Consider the following 16,375-nt stretch of genomic DNA (forward strand, 5'->3'; position numbering starts at 1 on the left):
CCGCGAGGTAAGGACTCCGTCCTGCTGACGGGAAGGGTGGCCCGCGCTCTGTCCACAGGACGAGCGCCGGGAGGATGTCACCATACTCCCCTGCCCAAAGGCAGAGGATTCTGGCTCTTGGTTCCAAGACAGCACTTGCCGTATCGGGTTGCCCCTTTACGACAGCGGTGCCCATCTCCCCAAGCGGGGCAGTTCCCTTCTGCCCTAAGTACCGTTGAAGAGAAAGGGCAAAACCTATTTAGGTTGCTTGCGTAGTCGCCGGACTACCGAGTTTTTTAAGTGGTTGACTACTCTACTACTGGTCTAGAGTACAGCACAAAAGCTGCCGTGAACGGCAGGGCTTTAGACCCAATTCTTTGGTAAAACAATTGCCAGTAAAATGCCAATAAAAGGCTACCCGCTTGCTCGCCTTGCAGGGGCCAACTCAAGCGCTAGACCAAGAGAGCCAAGGTTTTTTTAACTCAGCACAGGTGTCTTTGGGGCAAGGGATCCATCCGACAAGCGCCAACCGACTGCCAGTTGTTTCTAACTGACGGCCACGGGCGACTTAGCGGCAGCAGCAGCGCGATTTTCCTCTTCCTCAGGAGGGACAACGGCAAACTCGATGTGATTGAGCAGGGTGGTCACGAAGGCGAAGAGCAGGAAAGGCAGAGAAATCACCAAAATCAGAGCAATGGTGAGAAAAGCGTAGAGGGGGCTATTCATCAGGGAGAGGGCAGCGGCCAAGCTGGCAAAGATGACAATCAGCCAAACGATGATCTGGCCGTAGATATCTCCAAAGGAGAGGGTGCAGGTGAAGCGGTAGCGGGTGTGGGTGTTCATGGCAGTTCCTCTGGATAGCCTGGATGGTTCGATCCTAAGGACAGATCAAGCCCCATCCTGAGAAATATGTCGAGATTTTAGACGAGAGACGAGGAGATGCCTCTCTTTGCTAAGAAATATCTCAAGAATCGGCTGAGAAAGAGGGGATCCGCCGTCTGGAAGGAGGCAGGATGCTACCCTCAAGATTGGGAACCGTTTCTTGCAGGCAGCAGCCATGTGTATTTGTATTCACTGCTACTACGTGGATCGCTGTACCACCTACCATGCCGTGGAAGCGCAGCATCAGCAACCTCATCTCACACTGACGCCGGATTTTGAGCCGCAGGGCCCCCAGATCAATGTCAATATCCGCAATGGGGGCACCGAGATGGAATGGGATGTGGTGGGCTGCCAGAGCTTTCGCGAGGAACGGAACAAATGGGCGCGACTTCGTCCCTATGAGGCGGTTCCCACGTAAGATCCAAGAGCGGCCTGGATTTCCAGGGAGTTTCTTGCCCGGCCAGGTTAGAACTCTTCAGTTTGGCAGTTCGGCTCTCCCAGTCTGAGAGGTTTGATGGGGGCTGGAGAGGTTTTTGTCGAGTTTCGAGAGATTGGAAGACTATGATGCTGGCCTCAAGCCCTACAGCGCTGCCAGTGGATGCCCGTCAACAGGTGAGCCAATTCATGCAGCGCCTACAAGATGACATCTGTGCCCGTCTGGAGGCCCTAGACGGAAAAGCCAAGTTTCGGGAAGACCGTTGGGAACGCCCTGGAGGAGGGGGCGGGCGCTCGCGGGTCATTCAGCAGGGAGACGTGTTTGAGCAGGGGGGAGTCAATTTTTCCGAGGTGTTCGGATCCCATCTGCCCCCTTCGATTCTGAAACAGCGTCCAGAAGCGGCAGGGCATCCTTTCTACGCCACAGGCACCTCTATGGTGTTGCATCCTCGCAACCCCTATGTGCCGACGGTACACCTGAACTATCGCTATTTCGAGGCGGGGCCGGTTTGGTGGTTTGGGGGCGGGATGGATCTCACCCCCTATTACCTGTTTGAGGAGGATGCGGCCCATTTTCACCGCACCCTCAAGGCAGCCTGTGACCGCTTGGATCCCGTCTACTACCCAGTTTTCAAGATCTGGTGCGATCGCTACTTTTTCCTACCTCATCGCGGCGAGGCGCGCGGCGTTGGCGGCATTTTCTTCGACTATCAGGATGAACGCCCTGGGCTGCTCTATCGGCCTGAAGGCCAGGCGGAAGGGGATCCCGAACAACTGGCTTCTGAGCCACCATCGTTACAGGTGCGGGTGGGATCCCGCAGTTGGGAACATCTTTTCCAGTTGGTGCAAACCTGTGGCGACGCCTTCTTGCCGGCCTATGTGCCGATTGTGGAGCGGCGGCAGGGGATGGAATGGGGGGAGAGAGAACGGCAATTCCAGCTCTATCGTCGCGGGCGCTACGTGGAGTTCAACTTGGTCTATGACCGCGGCACGATCTTTGGACTCCAGACCCAGGGCCGCACCGAGTCGATCTTGATGTCTTTGCCGCCATTGGTGCGCTGGGAATATGGCTACGAGCCCCAGCCGGACACGTGGGAAGCTAAGCTCTACCAGGTGCTCCGCCAGCCCCAGGATTGGGCGTAGGCCGGCCATACCCCGTCTCTGCTTCTGAGGATCCGTGGCGTGTTTTCTCCTTTCCCCCTCACCTACCGCGTTCAGCCCCCCCGACAGGGCGGCTTAGGACCCGCGCCTGCGTTGGTAATGCTGCACGGGATCGGCAGCCACGAGGGGGATTTGTTCCAGTTGGCCCCCTATCTCGATCCTCGGTTGGCGGTGATCAGCTTGAGAGCCCCTATTCCTTGGAGTGGAGGCGGGTTTGCCTGGTTTGAAATGGCCTGGACACCGGAAGGGCTGGTGGGGGATCCCCAGCAAGCGCGCAATAGCCTCCAGCTCCTGAGCCGCTTTCTAGAACAGACGCTGCCCAGTGGGATCCCGGATATTGCCTTGGATCCCAGCCAGGTGTATTTGCTGGGGTTCAGCCAGGGGGCGATCATGAGCCTGTACTTGGCTCTGACCCAGCCGGAGAAGCTGGCGGGGGTGGTGGCAATGAGTGGGCGCCTATCTCCAGAGATCCTGGCCGAGGCGGTGGAGCCGGAGCGGATGAAACACCTGGCCATCTTGGCAGTTCATGGCACTGCCGATGCTGTTTTGCCGATTGCTTTTGGCCGTCAGATCCGGGATTATTTTGCCCCGCTGCCACTGAACTTTACCTATCGCGAGTACGAGATGGGCCATGAAGTTTCCCCGGAGAGCCTGCGGGATATTCAGGTGTGGTTGCAAAACCTGTTGGATAGGAGAGATTCGGAAGTGAAAACCTGAAGAAGTTTGACCCAATTGGGATGACCCTAATTCAGGTGTTGAGCAAGGCTGTGCAGCACTTAGCAAGCTCCTCAATGGCACAGCTCCGGTTCTCGCCATCTTCAGGGTTTCGAGGGGCAAGTGATAGGGATCCCTGCCCCATTCAGTTTTCCGGCTCTCCTTCGGGTTCGGATGTCAGAATATGGTGATTAATTGTTAAAGCGTTAAAGCCGGGCAGAATGAGCACTTAGTACCGATGCTCCCCTACCCAGAGGCCGACCAATGCTGCCTTGCCCCAGGGATCCACTTTCACTTCTGCCCGCGTGGCTTCAGGGTAACGCCGAATATCTTCTTCCAAGGCATCTCCAGCTGCTTCGGGAATAAAAAATTCTTCGATTCCCAACTTGAGCTGCTGCCCGTCAAACCAGCCTCGCAGCACTTTCTCTTCAGGCTGCAAATCTTTGGGCATCTCCCGGCTGACACCGATTGCTCGCCAAGGTTGAGTGGGATCCCCTTCGGGGGGAGCTAAGCGCAGATAAAGGATCCCTGGCGTCTCCAAATCAGGTAACCAACCCGGCAGTTGCTCTAGGGTGGAGCGTCGAGCGACGACGTAGCCCAAGGTCACGTACCGGCCCCGCAAAAGGTCATAGGGATCCACGGGGGCCGTTTGCAGGTAGATCGTGGTTCCGACAGCAAGAGTCAGCGCTTGCCGAGACGGTATCAGCAGAACGATACCCAGTTGCAGCAGGAGGGGTAGCCAAAACCGCCATTTGGGCAGGGATCCCTTCTGAGAAAGATTCGACGGGCTAGCCATAGCAGCCAGAGAGAGTGACCTCTCTCTTATGGCACAGGTTTGCCAATCCCGGACAGAAGCGGGTAGAAGTGCCCCACTGGCCCCTGCCCTGACCCGATGGCCAAAGGATGTCGCAGCGCTTCTGTTACATAGGCTTTGGCCGCCACTGTGGCCGCCAAGGGATCCCTGCCCCAGGCCATCTGCGCCGCAATGGCCGCCGAGAGGGTGCAGCCGGTGCCGTGGGTGTGGCGGGTGGGGATCCGCTCTGTTTTCAGCACTTCCAGTCGCTCGCCATCGAACCACACATCCACCCCCTGCAGTTCCCCCGGCATACCCCCACCTTTGACCAACACCGCTCCACAGCCCAGGGTGCGAATCTGCTGAGCCGCCGTTTGCATATCCGCCAGGGACTGCAGCTGCAGCCCCGTTAAAATTTGCGCCTCATAGCGATTGGGGGTCAGCACCTGGGCCAAGGGGATCAGCCGCTCGCGGATGGCCTGAATGGCTTCATCTGCCAGCAACTTTGCTCCCGTGCGGGACACCATCACCGGATCCACCACCAGAGGCCGCAACGCCCAGCGCTCCACCTGACGGGCTACCTCCAGCACGATCTCGGCATTCAGCAACATGCCCGTCTTGATCCCTTGCACCCCGATGTCCTGCACCACAGCCTCGATTTGGGCGGCTACGGCTTCGGGGGGCAGCGCATCCACCCGGCTCACCCCAAGGGTATTCTGGGCGGTCACGCAGGTCAGGGCAGAGGTACCGTGTACCCGTTGGAAAGCAAAGGTGCGCAGATCCGCTTGGATCCCTGCTCCCCCACCACTGTCGGATCCAGCGATGGTGAGGGCGACAGGGGGGTGCTGCTCGGCCAGCAGTGGAGCCGGAGTTGGTTCAGATGCAGAGACAGACATTGGCCAAACGACAAAAATGGGCAAGGGTACCGATAGCCATTTCCATCAATCAATATGAACCATCTCTTTAACGTAGCAATGAAACTGTTGGTTCTCGATTGGTCTGAGACCACTGGGGTATTGGGAAAACTCTTGCAGACGTCTGTCAAGAAGCTGACTAAGAGTGAGTTGTCCTAGTCTAAATCCGAGTAGCCCTCATCAGTGGTGGCGACCACCTCAACCCAGGCTCTATCCCCCTCCACCGCCGTCAAGCTCCAGCGCAGAAGCCGAGCCGGCTGGCCCAGCTCCCGGTCAACTTGCTGACAGAGGGATTGCTCCAGTTGCGGGGCAGAGAGAGGCGAGCTCAACGGCAGAGATAGGTGCAACAAATGCAACTTCACAGGAGTCGAGAACTGATCTCGCCAAGGAAACAGACTTACTTTCGATAACTTCTAACACTAAGAATCCAACAATATACAATATAAACTAATGTAGTATTTTCAGATTAGGCTGAGACAGCCGGGCTACTGAGAAAAACCTTTTGGGCCCCTGCATTATTGCTCCGCAACGCTATTGCTCCGCAACGCTGACGCGAAGACGCGACCAAGGTTTTAGTTGTGGGTACAGTGTCCTAGTTTGAATCGAAATGACTACAACACCTACTAACAAGTAGACCTGAACAGAAATCCGGCACGGTTAGGAGCCAAACTGCAAACGGTAAACCTCTTCCTCTTGATCGGTCTCCACCTCCAAATCGGAGGTAGCATAGGCTACACACAGCAGCACAAACCCTTGGGCCTGCAGTTCTGGGCCAATCCCCATTGCCTCTGTCTGAGTCACAGATCCCGACTTCAGCCGCCCCGCACAGGTGGTGCAAACCCCCGCCTGACAAGAGGAAGGTAGCTCTATCCCGTGTTCAAGAGCAGCTTGTAGAAGCGTCTGATCCGCAGAGGCGGGGAAGCGGTAGGTTTGGCCGCGGTGATGAAGGGTTACTTGATAAGCCGTAGCAGACATCAGGAACGGGCTCCCGACGGAGTACGGGTCACCGTCAGAGACTGTGGCTGGCGCATTTTCTTCACCAGAGCCTGGATCTTTTTGGCTCCTTCCTTTTGCAGGTCGGCGATGTAGTGGCCTTTGAGCTGCTCTGCCTCGGCTTCATCGGAGAAGGGGCCGTAGTAGTAGGTACAGTCCTCGGTGGTGATCTCGATCCAGACCGATAGGCCGCGCAGCTTATCCAACAGATTGGCCAAAAGGTTGCTCACGGGATCCATCCCCCATTATCAAGTCTAGCAATCATTGGATGTCCTTTTGCAATCCCCTAGATTCTACTACTTTTATTGACGATTTGTTGAGGAATGTATCAACCTCAGGGCGTTTGAGGTGGTGGGGAGAGCGCTGCCGGTGGATTTCGTAGAGGGCAATGCCGGCGGCCACAGAAGCATTCAAGCTTTCAGTACGGCCTGCCAAGGGAATGGACAGCAGTTGGTCACAATGGCGCTGTGTGAGCAGGCTAATCCCTTCCCCCTCGGATCCCACCACCAAGGCAATGGGCCGTTGAAAATCGGCTCTATAGATGAGGTCAGTCCCTCGGCTGGTGGTGCCATAAACCCAAAACCCCTGCTCTTTGAGGTATTCCAAAGCCCGATTCAAATTCACCACCCGCGCCACCGGCAAGGTGGAGAGGGCTCCCGCCGCTACCTTCATCACCGTCGAGGTTACCCCTGCTGCCCGCCGTTGTGGGATCACCATCCCCTGCATGCCAAAAGCCTCCACACTACGGGCAATGGCTCCCAAGTTATGGGGATCCTGGATCCCGTCTAGGACTACCAGCACTGGATTGGGGCTGGCCTGCCGGCTTCTTTCCACCAAATCCTCCAGGGCCACGTACTGATAAGGCGTGGCTTGGGCAGCGATACCCTGGTGGTTGGCGCCAGCCGTGAGGGCGTTCAGCCGCTTTGGAGACACTTCGTCGATAACGGTGCCCCGCGCTTTGGCTTCTTCCAACAGAGACAAAAATTGGGGGCTGTAGCGCAACTTCGGCAAGATCCAAACCCGATTGAGGGTGGCTTGACTTTTCAAAGCAGCCAGTACTGTCTGGCGACCGTAGATGATCTCTTGCTCCAGCTCGGTCTCCGGATTCCCGTCGGCCTGAGGCTGAACTTCCCCTGGCAAGATCCCTGTCTCGCCAGTGGAGAGGCCGGGATCCAGCTCGCCTACTGGTTGAGGAGCCATCTTGCCTTGGGGCCACTGCCGTTGCGCGTCGCGACGGATGGGCTTCACTGGAGCCTCTCGAAGGGCAAGCTTGGGATCCCCGTCTCGGCGTTTGGGCCGCTGTACCCGCTTGCTAACGGATTGCCCTGCCCTTCGCGGCTGCAGTTTGCCCGAGCGAGACAGCCGTGAAGCAGGTTTGCGCTGAGAAGTCTTGGGCATGGGCGTGGAAGATGGAAAGACGGAAAGACTATCCTAACCTTCCCACTCGCCTAGGGTCTCAGCCAAAACATCAGTGAGGGCGAGGATATGGCGCAGCCGTTCGGGATTGGCCAGGTAGAGATAGCCCAGAACTGTTTCCAGGCCGCTGGCGTTTTGGTAATCGGCCAGAGGCAGATGCCGGGGTGGGCGACCGCAGCCATTGCGACCCCAGCGGACAATTTCCTGCTCTTCGGGGTTGAGATGGGGCAACAGGGCCAACAGCAGCTTAGCCTGAGCCGAGCCGCGCACCCGCCTCACCACCTGCTGATGATAGCGCTCCAGTCGATCCGGAGGAAATAGCCGTTGCCGCCGCACATGCAGTTCGTAAATGGCGTCTCCCAAGTAGGCCAAGGCTGCGGGCGATAGGCGGCGAATCTCGGCCAAGGAGGGCCTTTCGGAAGTGGGCTCGAACAGCAGATCGTTCACAGCAGCTCACGAAAGATAGGCAGAAAAAATGTCTAGAACCGCTGTCATCGGCTCATTGCAGGATTCAGTCCATGCTAAGACAAGCTTCCTCTGGTCTGCTAGCCTGACTCGCGCTCTTTCCCCCCTTGCAGGTGATTTGGATCACGAGGCCCAGAGAGAAAAGGTGCTATCGAGTAGACAGGGCAAAGCCGGTTAAGGGGCTGATGTTATGAGCCTTGAAAAGCCAGTTGGAGTTACTGCCAAGAATCTGGAGAGCAAAATCCAAGAAATTGTGGGTGAGCTGGCCAGCGATCAGCGTGAAAGGCTGGAAGGTAAGGCCGAGCAAACAAAGGCAGCCACCCACCCTGGAGTCGAGGATGCTCGAGAAGCGATTAAAGACGTTGTGGATGATCCAACGGATGGCCAATAGCTCCAGTTAAGATGCGGGGACAAGGAGATCTGCATTCAGCAAAAGCAGGTAGGCGACGACCGCCCCCCCCATACCCCCTACCAAAAAGCCGGCAGCCAATTCGCTCCAAGATTGGGATCCCCCTACCGGCCCTATGTTGCGCTGCGAAGTGACAGTGCCGTAGAGAGAAAGGGCCGCCGTCAGAATCAAGATCAGGCCACAGGCTCCCAAAAAGCCGCTCAGCAGACCGATGGGCTCGTTGCGCAGCGGCCCCAGCTTGGCAAAGGGGCCGACCAGCCAATAGCCGTGGGCCATACCGATTTCCAAGCCCCGCCAAATGGAACTCAATCCCGGTCGGTTGATGGGCAGCCAGTCGATCAACAGCCGGACAACAGGCGCGTGGTTGATCGGCGTCCAGAGATCCCCAATTTGCGGATCTCCCTCAGGGACGGTGACGTATCCCTTATTCATGTTCAACCTATTCAACGGAGCAGGATCGGCATTGGGTTCGACCATTTCAGCAACTCTGTGTCCGGTTCAAGAGAGGATGGAAAAAAGCCTAAAAAAGCAGGGATCCCACCGGGCGTAGGTTGCGCTGGGGATCCCTGGCCTACACTCAGAACGTCAAAATGTCGGGGAAGAAGCGATTGATCTCGATGAACAGGGCAAAAACAAAGCTGGAAAACAGGATAAACGCCACCGGAGCAGTGGTGAGAAACTTGGTGAAATCAGCCATAGACGCCTCTCAAAAGTTAAATAAATCGAGTTAGAAAGCCGGGCTCAGCTCCTCAGCGGGGGGAGATGGGCACAGCCGCTTCCGGCTCTCGAATTTCGCCGCTGGCAATTTCCTTAAAAGCAGCAGCAGGCCAAGCCAAAGCCGTGAGGAAGCACCGCAGCGCCAGCGGTACATCGATCAGGCTTTCTTTCATCTCGGGGCTATCCTCATCCCGAACCGCGATGAGGTAAGAACGCCCGGCCCAGCCCAGCCAACCGGCGATATAGAGGAAAAGCAGGCCAGGGATGAGAAACTCGCCCGCATGGTTCAACCGACCATCTGTAACCAGGTGGGGCAGGCCCTCTTCGCCGCAGAGCAGCTTGCTGTAGCGCTCAAAGCGCTTGCTGGTTTGGGCCAGCTTTTGCTGGTAGACGGGAGCCATAGCAGGGCTGGCGTTGAGGATCTTCTCCTCTAGGCTGCTCAGGCGTTCGTTCATCAGAGCCTGAAAAGCGGGAACTTCGCTGCAAGGTTTCAGACCGATCAAGGGCTCTGCCTGCACAGATTGGGCGAGGCCAAGCGCAATGCAAAGGGCCAAAAGAAGGCTTAAAAAGGTTCGCATAGCAGGATGTGTCCTTGAGGTAGGGGTCTAAGATCTGTCCAAATGCTAAGGGATGCTAAGTGCAGCAACAGGCACCAAACGGTTAGTATCATACTCCTGAGCGCCTCGCCCCGACGGATCCCGGGTTTTAGCTCACACAATTCTTAATTCAAGTATCTCAAGTATCCCAAAGCTCTCCTATCCCTTTTGCCCAGCCTGCTCTCCCATGCCCTGCGCCCTTGCCATCGAAACCAGTTGTGACGAAACGGCTGTGGCTGTGGTGACGGCGGATGTGGCCTGGCCGGGGTTTGCCCCGCGGCAGCTCAGCTCGGTGGTGGCCAGCCAAATCGACCTCCATGCGGCCTACGGGGGCGTGGTGCCGGAGGTGGCCTCACGGCAGCATGTGGAAACTCTGCCCTTTGTGCTAGAGGCTGCTCTGCAGCAGGCCGGATTGGAGGTGGCCGAGGTAGATGCCATTGCCGTAACTTGTGCGCCGGGCCTGGTGGGATCCCTGCTGGTGGGGCTGATGGGGGCCAAGACCCTGGCTTTGCTTTACGACAAGCCCCTGATCGGGGTGCATCATCTGGAGGGCCATCTCTTCAGCGGCTTCTTGGCAGAGCCCGATCTGCGCCCCCCCTGCCTCTGCCTTTTGGTATCGGGAGGCCATACCAGCCTGATTTGGATGAAGGACTACGGACAGTACCAGACGGTGGGTCGCACCCGCGACGATGCTGCCGGCGAAGCGTTTGACAAAGTGGCGCGGCTGCTGGGGCTGGGCTATCCGGGGGGACCGCAGATTGACCGCTGGGCTCAGCAGGGGGATCCGCAGCGCTTTCCCCTGCCCGAGGGCAAAGTGGAGCATCCCTACGACACAAGCTTCAGCGGCCTGAAAACGGCGGTGTTGCGCCTAGTCCAGCAGTTGCAGCAGCAAGGCCAGGAGTTGCCCATTGCCGACATTGCCGCCAGCTTCCAGGCCTGTCTGACCCATGTGCTCACCGAAAAGGCAGTGGCCTGCGCCGAGGCGCTGGGCCTCTCGACGCTGCTGCTGACGGGAGGGGTGGCTGCCAATCGGGAGCTGAGGGCCCGCCTCACAGAAGCAGCCCGGCAAAGGGGGTTGCGGGTGGTGATCCCGCCTCTAGCCCTCTGCACCGACAATGCCGCCATGATTGGGGCAGCTGGGCTCTGCCACTGGCTGCGGGGGGAGGTCTCGCCGCTGGAGCTGGGGGTAGCCTCGCGCATGCCCCTAGAAGGGATCCCTTCCCTCTACATGGATGGGGGCGGAGCTCACAGAGAAGAACAGACGGGATCCGCCGCCCTCTGACGTTGCCTCACCTCAAGGTAGATGAGCAGCGCGTTGATGTCGGCGGGGTTGACACCGCCGATGCGGGCCGCCTGGCCCACGGTTAGCGGGCGCACCGCCGAGAGCTTATCCCGCGACTCTTTGGAGAGGGTGGGGATGGAGTGGTAGTCCAGATCGGGGGGCAGAGGGCGGTGGTACTGCTTGCTCACCTGCTCAATTTGGCTTTGCTGCCGCTGGATGTAGCCGCTGTATTTGACGGCAATTTCCGCTGCTTCCTGCTCAAAGGGATCCAGCTCCGCATCCCCCAGCCCCAGTTCCAGGAGATCGGAGTAGTGAATCTGGTTGCGGCGCAAGATCTCGGCCAGGGTGGCGGATCCCTTGATCCCCTGCCCCGTCAGTTGGCTCAGTTGGATGCCGGCCAGGTCGTGGGCCTTCACCCGCTGCGTTTCCAGGCGCTCGATTTCTGCGGCAATGCGCGCTTGCTTGGCTTGGAACAGGGCCCAGCGCCGGTCATCGATCAAGCCCCATTCTCGCCCCAGGGGGGTGAGCCGTTGGTCGGCATTGTCGGAGCGCAGGATGAGGCGGTATTCGGAGCGGCTGGTGAGCATGCGGTAGGGCTCCCGCAGTTCTTTGGTGCAGAGATCGTCGATGAGGGTGCCGATGTAGCTGGACTCCCGCGGCAGGGTGACCAGGGGCTTGCCTTGAACCAGGCGGGCGGCGTTGATCCCGGCTATGAGCCCCTGAGCTGCCGCCTCTTCGTAGCCGGTGGTGCCGTTGATCTGGCCGGCGCAAAACAACCCCTGCACCTTTTTGGTCATCAGAGTGGGGTAGAGCTGGGTGGCCGGCAGATAGTCGTATTCCACCGCATAGGCGGGGCGCAGCATGACACACTTTTCCAGACCCGGCAGGGAGCGCAACATCTGGATCTGGATTTTCTCCGGCATGCCGGTGGAGAACCCCTGGATGTAGAGCTCCGGCAGATCCCGCCCTTCCGGTTCGATAAAAATCTGATGGCTTTCCTTGTCGGAAAAGCGGACAATTTTATCTTCGATGCTGGGGCAATAGCGGGGCCCTTTGGCCTCCACCCAGCCGCCATAGACAGGGGTTTCGTGGAGATTTTCCCGGATGATGCGGTGGGTCTCTGGGGTGGTGCGGGTCAAGTAGCAATCCATCTGCTCCCTTGGCACCCACACCTCGGGGTCGAAGCTAAACCAGCGCACATCGGGATCCCCCGGTTGCCGCTCCATGACCGAAAAATCCACGCTGCGCCGATCCACGCGGGCAGGGGTGCCGGTTTTCAGCCGGCCCGTTTCAAAGCCCAGTTGGCGCAGGGTGTCGGTCAGCCCTTCCACGGCAAATTCCCCTGCCCGTCCGGCAGCTTGCCAGTGGCGACCAATCCAGATGCGCCCCCCCAAAAACGTACCGGTGGTCAGGATCACCGCCCGACAGCCGAAGATGGTGCCGAAATGGGTGACCACGCCCACCACCTCGTCGTTGCGCCCCAACACCAAATCGGTGACAGTGCCCTCGCGAATCGTCAGGTTAGGCTGGTTTTCCACCACCGAGCGCATCACCCGCGCATATTCCCTTTTGTCGGTTTGCGCCCGCAGCGCCCACACCGCCGGCCCCCGCGAACGGTTGAGCACCCGCTTTTGCAAATAGGTGCGGTCGGTAACTTTGCCCATCTCGCCGCCGAGAGCATCGATTTCGTGCACCAGCTGCGATTTGGCCGGGCCGCCGACGGCAGGGTTACAGGGTTGCCAGGCGATCTTGTCCAGATTCAACGTCAGCATGAGGGTGTTACAGCCCAGCCGCGCTGCTGCCAACGCTGCCTCGCAGCCGGAGTGCCCCCCGCCGACCACCACCACATCGTAGTGATCGAGAAAATCAATGCTGTCCCGTCCAACTCTGAGCATAGGGTGGCAATTCCAAAATGAATAGCCGGGATCCCCGGTCTTTTAATTTTCAGGTTATTTCAGCTCGCTTATCCAGCTTAGCGATGGCGGCAACGGATAGGGTTATTTGCGACCGGCCTGAGGCAGGCAGAGCAGTAGGGAAAGTTTTCTGTTGCCCTGGGAAATAAAGTTGGGTAGAGGCTCAGTTCCCAGCCTAAGTCACCTGATTGAAGAGTTGAAGAGACCTCAGGGCGCTGGGATCAGCTCCCCCAAGGCTGCCGATAGCAGGGGATCCCAGAGGAAAGGGCAGAGTCGCCCAAGGGATGTTGCGGCTCATACAAACACCAGACAGCCCGCCTGAGAGAGCCAAGCACCGATTCCATTATCCTCAACCGGATCTAATCCAGACTATTTTAGTCGGGTTTAGTTGACGCGGCAGATTGCGGGTGATAAGATTCCCCCCAACGATAGGTAAGTTCAATCCAGCGCCCACCCTTTCCTTCACCTTGAGGCTGCCCATGTCCCAAACTCTTTCCGAACGCCCGCTCAGCCCTGCCGATTCCCCGTTGGCCTCTGCCTTGCACAGCTCCAAGGTGGGCTTCAGCCGTTTGCGCTGTCGGGAGTGTGGCGCCGAGTATGAGCCGGTCGCCAAGCATGTTTGTGAGCTGTGTTTCGGCCCCCTGGAAGTGGTTTATGACTACGACTGGCTGAAGCACAGCGTCAGCCGGCAGAGCATCCAAGCTGGGCCGCTGTCTATCTGGCGCTATCGGCCTTTTCTGCCGGTGACTTCTGAAAAGCCCATCGATGTGGGCACCGGCATGACCCCGCTGGTTAAGGCGGAGCGGCTGGGTCGGCGGCTGGGGTTAAAAAATCTTTACATCAAGAACGATGCCGTCAACATGCCCACCCTTAGCTTCAAGGATCGGGTGGTGTCGGTGGCGCTGACCCGCGCCAAGGAGCTGGGTTTTACCACCGTTTCCTGCGCCAGCACGGGCAATCTGGCCAACTCCACCGCTGCTATTGCCGCCCACGCCGGCCTGGACTGCACCATCTTCATCCCGGCGGACTTAGAAGCGGGCAAAGTGCTGGGATCCCTGATTTACAACCCCACCGTTATGGCTGTAGAGGGCAACTACGACCAGGTGAATCGCCTCTGCGCCGAGGTGGCGGATCGCTACGGCTGGGGCTTCGTCAATATCAACCTGCGCCCCTACTACTCGGAAGGCTCCAAAACCCTGGCCTACGAGGTGGTGGAGCAACTGGGCTGGCAACTGCCGGATCAGGTAGTGATCCCGCTGGCCTCGGGATCCCTGTACACCAAGGTTTACAAAGGCTTCCAGGAGTTTGTGAAGGTGGGGCTGGTGGCGGATAAGCCGGTCACCTTCCACGGCGCCCAGGCGCAGGGATGTTCGCCCATTGCCCAAGCCTTCCGCGAGGGACGGGATTTTGTCACTCCGGTTAAGCCCAATACCATCGCCAAGTCCATCGCCATCGGCAACCCTGCCGACGGGATCTACGCCCTGGAGATCGCCCGCAGAACCGGCGGCCAGATCGAGACGGCTGCCGATCCGGAGATTGTTGCCGGCATCAAGCTTTTGGCCGAGACCGAAGGCATCTTCACCGAAACCGCCGGCGGCACCACCATTGCCGTGCTCAAACGCCTAGCAGAGTCCGGCCAACTTGATCCCGAGGCGGTTACAGTAGCCTACATTACCGGCAACGGTCTGAAGACCCAGGAGGCGGTTCAAGCCCACGTAGGCCATCCGCTGGTGATCTCGCCCAGGCTGGAGAGCTTTGAACAGGCTTTGGAGCGGGCCCGCACCCTGGAGCGGCTGGACTGGCAGGAGGCATCAGTATGAACTCGGTTTGCAGGGAAGACCCTCTCCATTGCCTCTTAACAGAATCTTAATGAAGAACTGTTAAGATCCCTGGCGTAGACCTATTGGCTCAGGAGCTTTGCACAATGCCTATCTTTCCTTCTGTTCAACGCCTTGTTCGCCGTTGGATCCCGTTGGCGGCTGTAGTGGCCCCACTTGTCTTTGCTCCTGCGGCCCAGCCTCAAGGGCTAAACACCATTGCCGTTGAGCTGGAAACTTTGCCCAGCAGCTACTCGACGCTGGCGGCAGCTTTGCGGGCGACGGGCCTGAATACGGCGTTGGCAGGGCCGGGGCCGTTCACGGTCTTTGCCCCTTCCGATGTGGCCTTTGGGCAACTGCCGCCGGGTACGGTGGAGACGCTGTTGCAGCCGGCCAGCCGGGCTCAGCTCACCCGCATTCTCACGTATCATGTGGTGCCGGGGCGGATTACCTCGTTTGACCTGCGGCCCGGCCAATCGACCACTCTGACCACCTTGGCAGGGCTGCCGCTGCAGGTGCAGGTGGGATCCGATGGCAGCATCCGGGTCAACGGGGCTAACGTGAACCTGGCGGATATTCCAGTTTCCAACGGCGTGATTCACGGCATCGATGGGGTGCTGCTACCCTAGTTTTTTGATGTTGGTTAATGGACGAGGCATTGGGCTATGGCAGTCAAGGTGCTGATTCCCAACACGCTGCGGGCGCTCACCCAGGATCAGGGGGTGGTGAATTGCGAGGGATCCACCATCCGCGAATTGTTGGATGCTTTGGAACAACGCTGTCCGGGGATTAAGGCGCGGCTGTGCGATGAGAAGGGGGAATTGCGCCGCTTCGTCAACTTTTATGTGAACAGCGAAGACATTCGCTTCCTCAAGGGATGTGACACCCCTCTGCAAGATGGGGATGAGGTGAGCATCGTCCCTGCCGTTGCTGGGGGCTGAGGGCTGCCAAGCCTGCCGTGGACGCTGTGGAGTGGTTGAGCCAGCCGGCCCCGCTGGTGGCACCTGCCTTGCTGGGCATGGTTCTGGTGCGGCAATTTGCCGATGGGCTGCAGGTGCGGGCCCAGATCGTAGAGACGGAGGCCTACACGGCTGGGGATCCGGCCTGCCATGCCTACCGCCGCAAGACCCAACGCAACCAGGTCATGTTTGGCCCGCCAGGGCATCTCTACATCTATCGCATCTACGGCCTCTACCACTGTCTAAATATCGTTACCGAGCCAGAAGGGATCCCGGCGGCGGTTCTGATCCGGGCAGCTCAGTTGGATCGCCTGCCAGACTGGATCCCGGCCAACAAACAGAATCAGCCAGCACGGGCGGCGGCGGGGCCGGGCCTGCTCTGTCAAGCACTGCGCATCGACGGATCCCACAACGGCTGGCGGCTAGAGCGGGCGGAAGCCGGCCAGGAAGGCATTTGGCTGGAGGGATCCCCCTCTTGGCAAACGCAGTTGTCCATCGTCCAAACCACCCGCATCGGCATCACCCAAGGAGCCGAGATCCCCTGGCGCTGGTACATTGGTGGACATCCGGCGGTGTCGCGCTATTAGTGGGGGCAGGCGGACAATGCTCGCAGAAGGCAGTGGCTATCGGCAGGGGCTGCCTGGGCTGGTCAGCGGGGTTGTGCTGCTCTTGCTCGGGTTGCCCGCGTTGGCCCAGCCTGTCCCAACTTCTCTAGGACTCTTGACGATGCAAGCCCAGACCCACTCCACCTATCGCACCGGGTTTCAGCGCTGGCGGGCAGGAGAAGCTCAGGGGTTTCAGCACTGGTCAACCCAAGGGATCCGCCTGAACGCCCGAGGGCAATTGGTCTTGGATCCAGAGGGTTTGCGGCAAGAAGTCAGCCTTGAAGAGCCTGAGGTGGCGCTAAGGACTCCGTCCCGCTTACGCGAT

Annotated in this window: 21 protein-coding genes and 1 pseudogene; 10 read left to right on the plus strand and 12 right to left on the minus strand. The window is 58.8% G+C overall.

Annotated features, from left to right (window positions below):
- Positions 1-525 precede the first annotated feature (525 nt).
- The gene (locus NW829_RS01520; protein WP_011434379.1) at positions 526-822 is read right to left on the minus strand and encodes a hypothetical protein; all 297 of its coding nucleotides are present in this window, start codon (positions 820-822) and stop codon (positions 526-528) included.
- Between the two features lie 214 nt (positions 823-1,036).
- Between NW829_RS01520 and NW829_RS01525 the strand changes: the two genes are divergently transcribed.
- From NW829_RS01525 to NW829_RS01535, 3 genes are all read left to right on the plus strand, one after another.
- Positions 1,037-1,279, plus strand: a complete 243-nt coding sequence (locus NW829_RS01525; RefSeq protein WP_011434378.1) for a Ycf34 family protein — start codon at positions 1,037-1,039, stop codon at positions 1,277-1,279.
- A gap of 146 nt (positions 1,280-1,425) precedes the next feature.
- Positions 1,426-2,439, plus strand: a complete 1,014-nt coding sequence (gene hemF, locus NW829_RS01530) for an oxygen-dependent coproporphyrinogen oxidase (RefSeq protein ID WP_414349961.1) — start codon at positions 1,426-1,428, stop codon at positions 2,437-2,439.
- 39 nt (positions 2,440-2,478) lie between these two features.
- Positions 2,479-3,174 carry an alpha/beta hydrolase gene (locus NW829_RS01535; RefSeq protein ID WP_414416287.1) on the plus strand — a complete coding sequence of 232 codons (696 nt, stop codon included), beginning with the start codon at positions 2,479-2,481 and terminating at the stop codon, positions 3,172-3,174.
- A gap of 226 nt (positions 3,175-3,400) precedes the next feature.
- On the opposite strand, the gene NW829_RS01540 is transcribed toward NW829_RS01535, so the two are convergent.
- The 7 genes from NW829_RS01540 to NW829_RS01570 form a co-directional block, all read right to left on the minus strand.
- On the minus strand, positions 3,401-3,967 hold the full coding sequence (locus tag NW829_RS01540; RefSeq protein WP_414416288.1) for a GDYXXLXY domain-containing protein: 567 nt from the start codon (positions 3,965-3,967) through the stop codon (positions 3,401-3,403).
- Between the two features lie 26 nt (positions 3,968-3,993).
- Entirely contained in the window at positions 3,994-4,860 is an 867-nt protein-coding gene (gene thiD, locus NW829_RS01545) for a bifunctional hydroxymethylpyrimidine kinase/phosphomethylpyrimidine kinase (protein WP_414357609.1), read from the minus strand.
- 173 nt (positions 4,861-5,033) lie between these two features.
- A complete protein-coding gene (locus NW829_RS01550; RefSeq protein WP_414332282.1) occupies positions 5,034-5,240 on the minus strand; it encodes a hypothetical protein in 207 nt (68 codons plus the stop codon).
- 295 nt (positions 5,241-5,535) lie between these two features.
- Positions 5,536-5,853 carry a 2Fe-2S iron-sulfur cluster-binding protein gene (locus tag NW829_RS01555; RefSeq protein WP_414416289.1) on the minus strand — a complete coding sequence of 106 codons (318 nt, stop codon included), beginning with the start codon at positions 5,851-5,853 and terminating at the stop codon, positions 5,536-5,538.
- Positions 5,853-6,110 carry a DUF1816 domain-containing protein gene (locus tag NW829_RS01560; RefSeq protein ID WP_414416290.1) on the minus strand — a complete coding sequence of 86 codons (258 nt, stop codon included), beginning with the start codon at positions 6,108-6,110 and terminating at the stop codon, positions 5,853-5,855. Before NW829_RS01560 ends, NW829_RS01555 begins: the two co-directional genes overlap by 1 nt.
- A gap of 22 nt (positions 6,111-6,132) precedes the next feature.
- Complete coding sequence (gene rlmB / locus NW829_RS01565) at positions 6,133-7,269, minus strand: 23S rRNA (guanosine(2251)-2'-O)-methyltransferase RlmB (RefSeq protein WP_414400106.1); 1,137 nt, start codon at positions 7,267-7,269, stop codon at positions 6,133-6,135.
- A 33-nt stretch (positions 7,270-7,302) separates the two neighbouring features.
- Positions 7,303-7,734: a ribonuclease III domain-containing protein gene (locus NW829_RS01570; protein ID WP_011434368.1), complete on the minus strand. Its 432-nt coding sequence runs from the start codon at positions 7,732-7,734 to the stop codon at positions 7,303-7,305.
- 208 nt (positions 7,735-7,942) lie between these two features.
- On the opposite strand from NW829_RS01570, the gene NW829_RS01575 reads away from it, so the two are divergent.
- Positions 7,943-8,143 carry a hypothetical protein gene (locus NW829_RS01575; RefSeq protein ID WP_041436874.1) on the plus strand — a complete coding sequence of 67 codons (201 nt, stop codon included), beginning with the start codon at positions 7,943-7,945 and terminating at the stop codon, positions 8,141-8,143.
- A gap of 6 nt (positions 8,144-8,149) precedes the next feature.
- Here NW829_RS01575 and NW829_RS01580 read toward each other — a convergent pair whose 3' ends face one another.
- From NW829_RS01580 to NW829_RS01590, 3 genes are all read right to left on the minus strand, one after another.
- Entirely contained in the window at positions 8,150-8,638 is a 489-nt protein-coding gene (locus NW829_RS01580; RefSeq protein WP_414332284.1) for a photosystem I reaction center protein subunit XI, read from the minus strand.
- Positions 8,639-8,738: 100 nt separating this feature from the next.
- Positions 8,739-8,858 (minus strand): photosystem I reaction center subunit IX, encoded by a 120-nt coding sequence (locus NW829_RS01585; RefSeq protein WP_011434365.1) that lies wholly within the window; start codon positions 8,856-8,858, stop codon positions 8,739-8,741.
- A gap of 52 nt (positions 8,859-8,910) precedes the next feature.
- The gene (locus NW829_RS01590; RefSeq protein ID WP_414342216.1) at positions 8,911-9,456 is read right to left on the minus strand and encodes a Photosystem I reaction center subunit III; all 546 of its coding nucleotides are present in this window, start codon (positions 9,454-9,456) and stop codon (positions 8,911-8,913) included.
- A gap of 205 nt (positions 9,457-9,661) precedes the next feature.
- Between NW829_RS01590 and tsaD the strand changes: the two genes are divergently transcribed.
- A complete protein-coding gene (gene tsaD / locus NW829_RS01595) occupies positions 9,662-10,756 on the plus strand; it encodes a tRNA (adenosine(37)-N6)-threonylcarbamoyltransferase complex transferase subunit TsaD (RefSeq protein ID WP_414416291.1) in 1,095 nt (364 codons plus the stop codon).
- On the opposite strand, the gene mnmG is transcribed toward tsaD, so the two are convergent.
- Positions 10,720-12,651, minus strand: a complete 1,932-nt coding sequence (gene mnmG / locus NW829_RS01600; protein WP_414416292.1) for a tRNA uridine-5-carboxymethylaminomethyl(34) synthesis enzyme MnmG — start codon at positions 12,649-12,651, stop codon at positions 10,720-10,722. The two genes, tsaD and mnmG, sit on opposite strands and share 37 nt — an antisense overlap.
- Before the next feature lie 497 nt (positions 12,652-13,148).
- Here mnmG and thrC point away from each other — a divergent pair, with 497 nt between their 5' ends.
- The 5 genes and pseudogenes from thrC to NW829_RS01625 all read left to right on the plus strand — a co-directional run.
- Entirely contained in the window at positions 13,149-14,489 is a 1,341-nt protein-coding gene (gene thrC, locus NW829_RS01605) for a threonine synthase (protein ID WP_414416293.1), read from the plus strand.
- 104 nt (positions 14,490-14,593) lie between these two features.
- Positions 14,594-15,115 (plus strand): fasciclin domain-containing protein, encoded by a 522-nt coding sequence (locus NW829_RS01610; RefSeq protein ID WP_011434359.1) that lies wholly within the window; start codon positions 14,594-14,596, stop codon positions 15,113-15,115.
- 36 nt (positions 15,116-15,151) lie between these two features.
- Complete coding sequence (locus tag NW829_RS01615) at positions 15,152-15,427, plus strand: ubiquitin-like small modifier protein 1 (RefSeq protein WP_011434358.1); 276 nt, start codon at positions 15,152-15,154, stop codon at positions 15,425-15,427.
- Positions 15,428-15,453: 26 nt separating this feature from the next.
- Positions 15,454-16,032: a DNA-3-methyladenine glycosylase gene (locus NW829_RS01620; RefSeq protein WP_011434357.1), complete on the plus strand. Its 579-nt coding sequence runs from the start codon at positions 15,454-15,456 to the stop codon at positions 16,030-16,032.
- A 16-nt stretch (positions 16,033-16,048) separates the two neighbouring features.
- A pseudogene (locus NW829_RS01625) lies at positions 16,049-16,375 on the plus strand (hypothetical protein); the annotation flags it as partial.

The sequence above is a fragment of the Synechococcus sp. R55.8 genome (genome assembly GCF_047461895.1).
Taxonomy (GTDB): Bacteria; Cyanobacteriota; Cyanobacteriia; order Thermostichales; family Thermostichaceae; genus Thermostichus.

What these genes read in the sequence shown, in the direction of transcription:
- NW829_RS01520 (WP_011434379.1), bottom strand. Translation starts at nt 822, where the DNA reads ATGAACACCCACACCCGCTACCGCTTCACCTGCACCCTCTCCTTTGGA.
- NW829_RS01525 (WP_011434378.1), top strand. Translation starts at nt 1,037, where the DNA reads ATGTGTATTTGTATTCACTGCTACTACGTGGATCGCTGTACCACCTAC.
- hemF (WP_414349961.1), top strand. Translation starts at nt 1,426, where the DNA reads ATGCTGGCCTCAAGCCCTACAGCGCTGCCAGTGGATGCCCGTCAACAG.
- NW829_RS01540 (WP_414416288.1), bottom strand. Translation starts at nt 3,967, where the DNA reads ATGGCTAGCCCGTCGAATCTTTCTCAGAAGGGATCCCTGCCCAAATGG.
- thiD (WP_414357609.1), bottom strand. Translation starts at nt 4,860, where the DNA reads ATGTCTGTCTCTGCATCTGAACCAACTCCGGCTCCACTGCTGGCCGAG.
- NW829_RS01555 (WP_414416289.1), bottom strand. Translation starts at nt 5,853, where the DNA reads ATGTCTGCTACGGCTTATCAAGTAACCCTTCATCACCGCGGCCAAACC.
- NW829_RS01560 (WP_414416290.1), bottom strand. Translation starts at nt 6,110, where the DNA reads ATGGATCCCGTGAGCAACCTTTTGGCCAATCTGTTGGATAAGCTGCGC.
- rlmB (WP_414400106.1), bottom strand. Translation starts at nt 7,269, where the DNA reads ATGCCCAAGACTTCTCAGCGCAAACCTGCTTCACGGCTGTCTCGCTCG.
- NW829_RS01575 (WP_041436874.1), top strand. Translation starts at nt 7,943, where the DNA reads ATGAGCCTTGAAAAGCCAGTTGGAGTTACTGCCAAGAATCTGGAGAGC.
- NW829_RS01580 (WP_414332284.1), bottom strand. Translation starts at nt 8,638, where the DNA reads ATGGTCGAACCCAATGCCGATCCTGCTCCGTTGAATAGGTTGAACATG.
- NW829_RS01585 (WP_011434365.1), bottom strand. Translation starts at nt 8,858, where the DNA reads ATGGCTGATTTCACCAAGTTTCTCACCACTGCTCCGGTGGCGTTTATC.
- NW829_RS01590 (WP_414342216.1), bottom strand. Translation starts at nt 9,456, where the DNA reads ATGCGAACCTTTTTAAGCCTTCTTTTGGCCCTTTGCATTGCGCTTGGC.
- tsaD (WP_414416291.1), top strand. Translation starts at nt 9,662, where the DNA reads ATGCCCTGCGCCCTTGCCATCGAAACCAGTTGTGACGAAACGGCTGTG.
- mnmG (WP_414416292.1), bottom strand. Translation starts at nt 12,651, where the DNA reads ATGCTCAGAGTTGGACGGGACAGCATTGATTTTCTCGATCACTACGAT.
- thrC (WP_414416293.1), top strand. Translation starts at nt 13,149, where the DNA reads ATGTCCCAAACTCTTTCCGAACGCCCGCTCAGCCCTGCCGATTCCCCG.
- NW829_RS01610 (WP_011434359.1), top strand. Translation starts at nt 14,594, where the DNA reads ATGCCTATCTTTCCTTCTGTTCAACGCCTTGTTCGCCGTTGGATCCCG.
- NW829_RS01615 (WP_011434358.1), top strand. Translation starts at nt 15,152, where the DNA reads ATGGCAGTCAAGGTGCTGATTCCCAACACGCTGCGGGCGCTCACCCAG.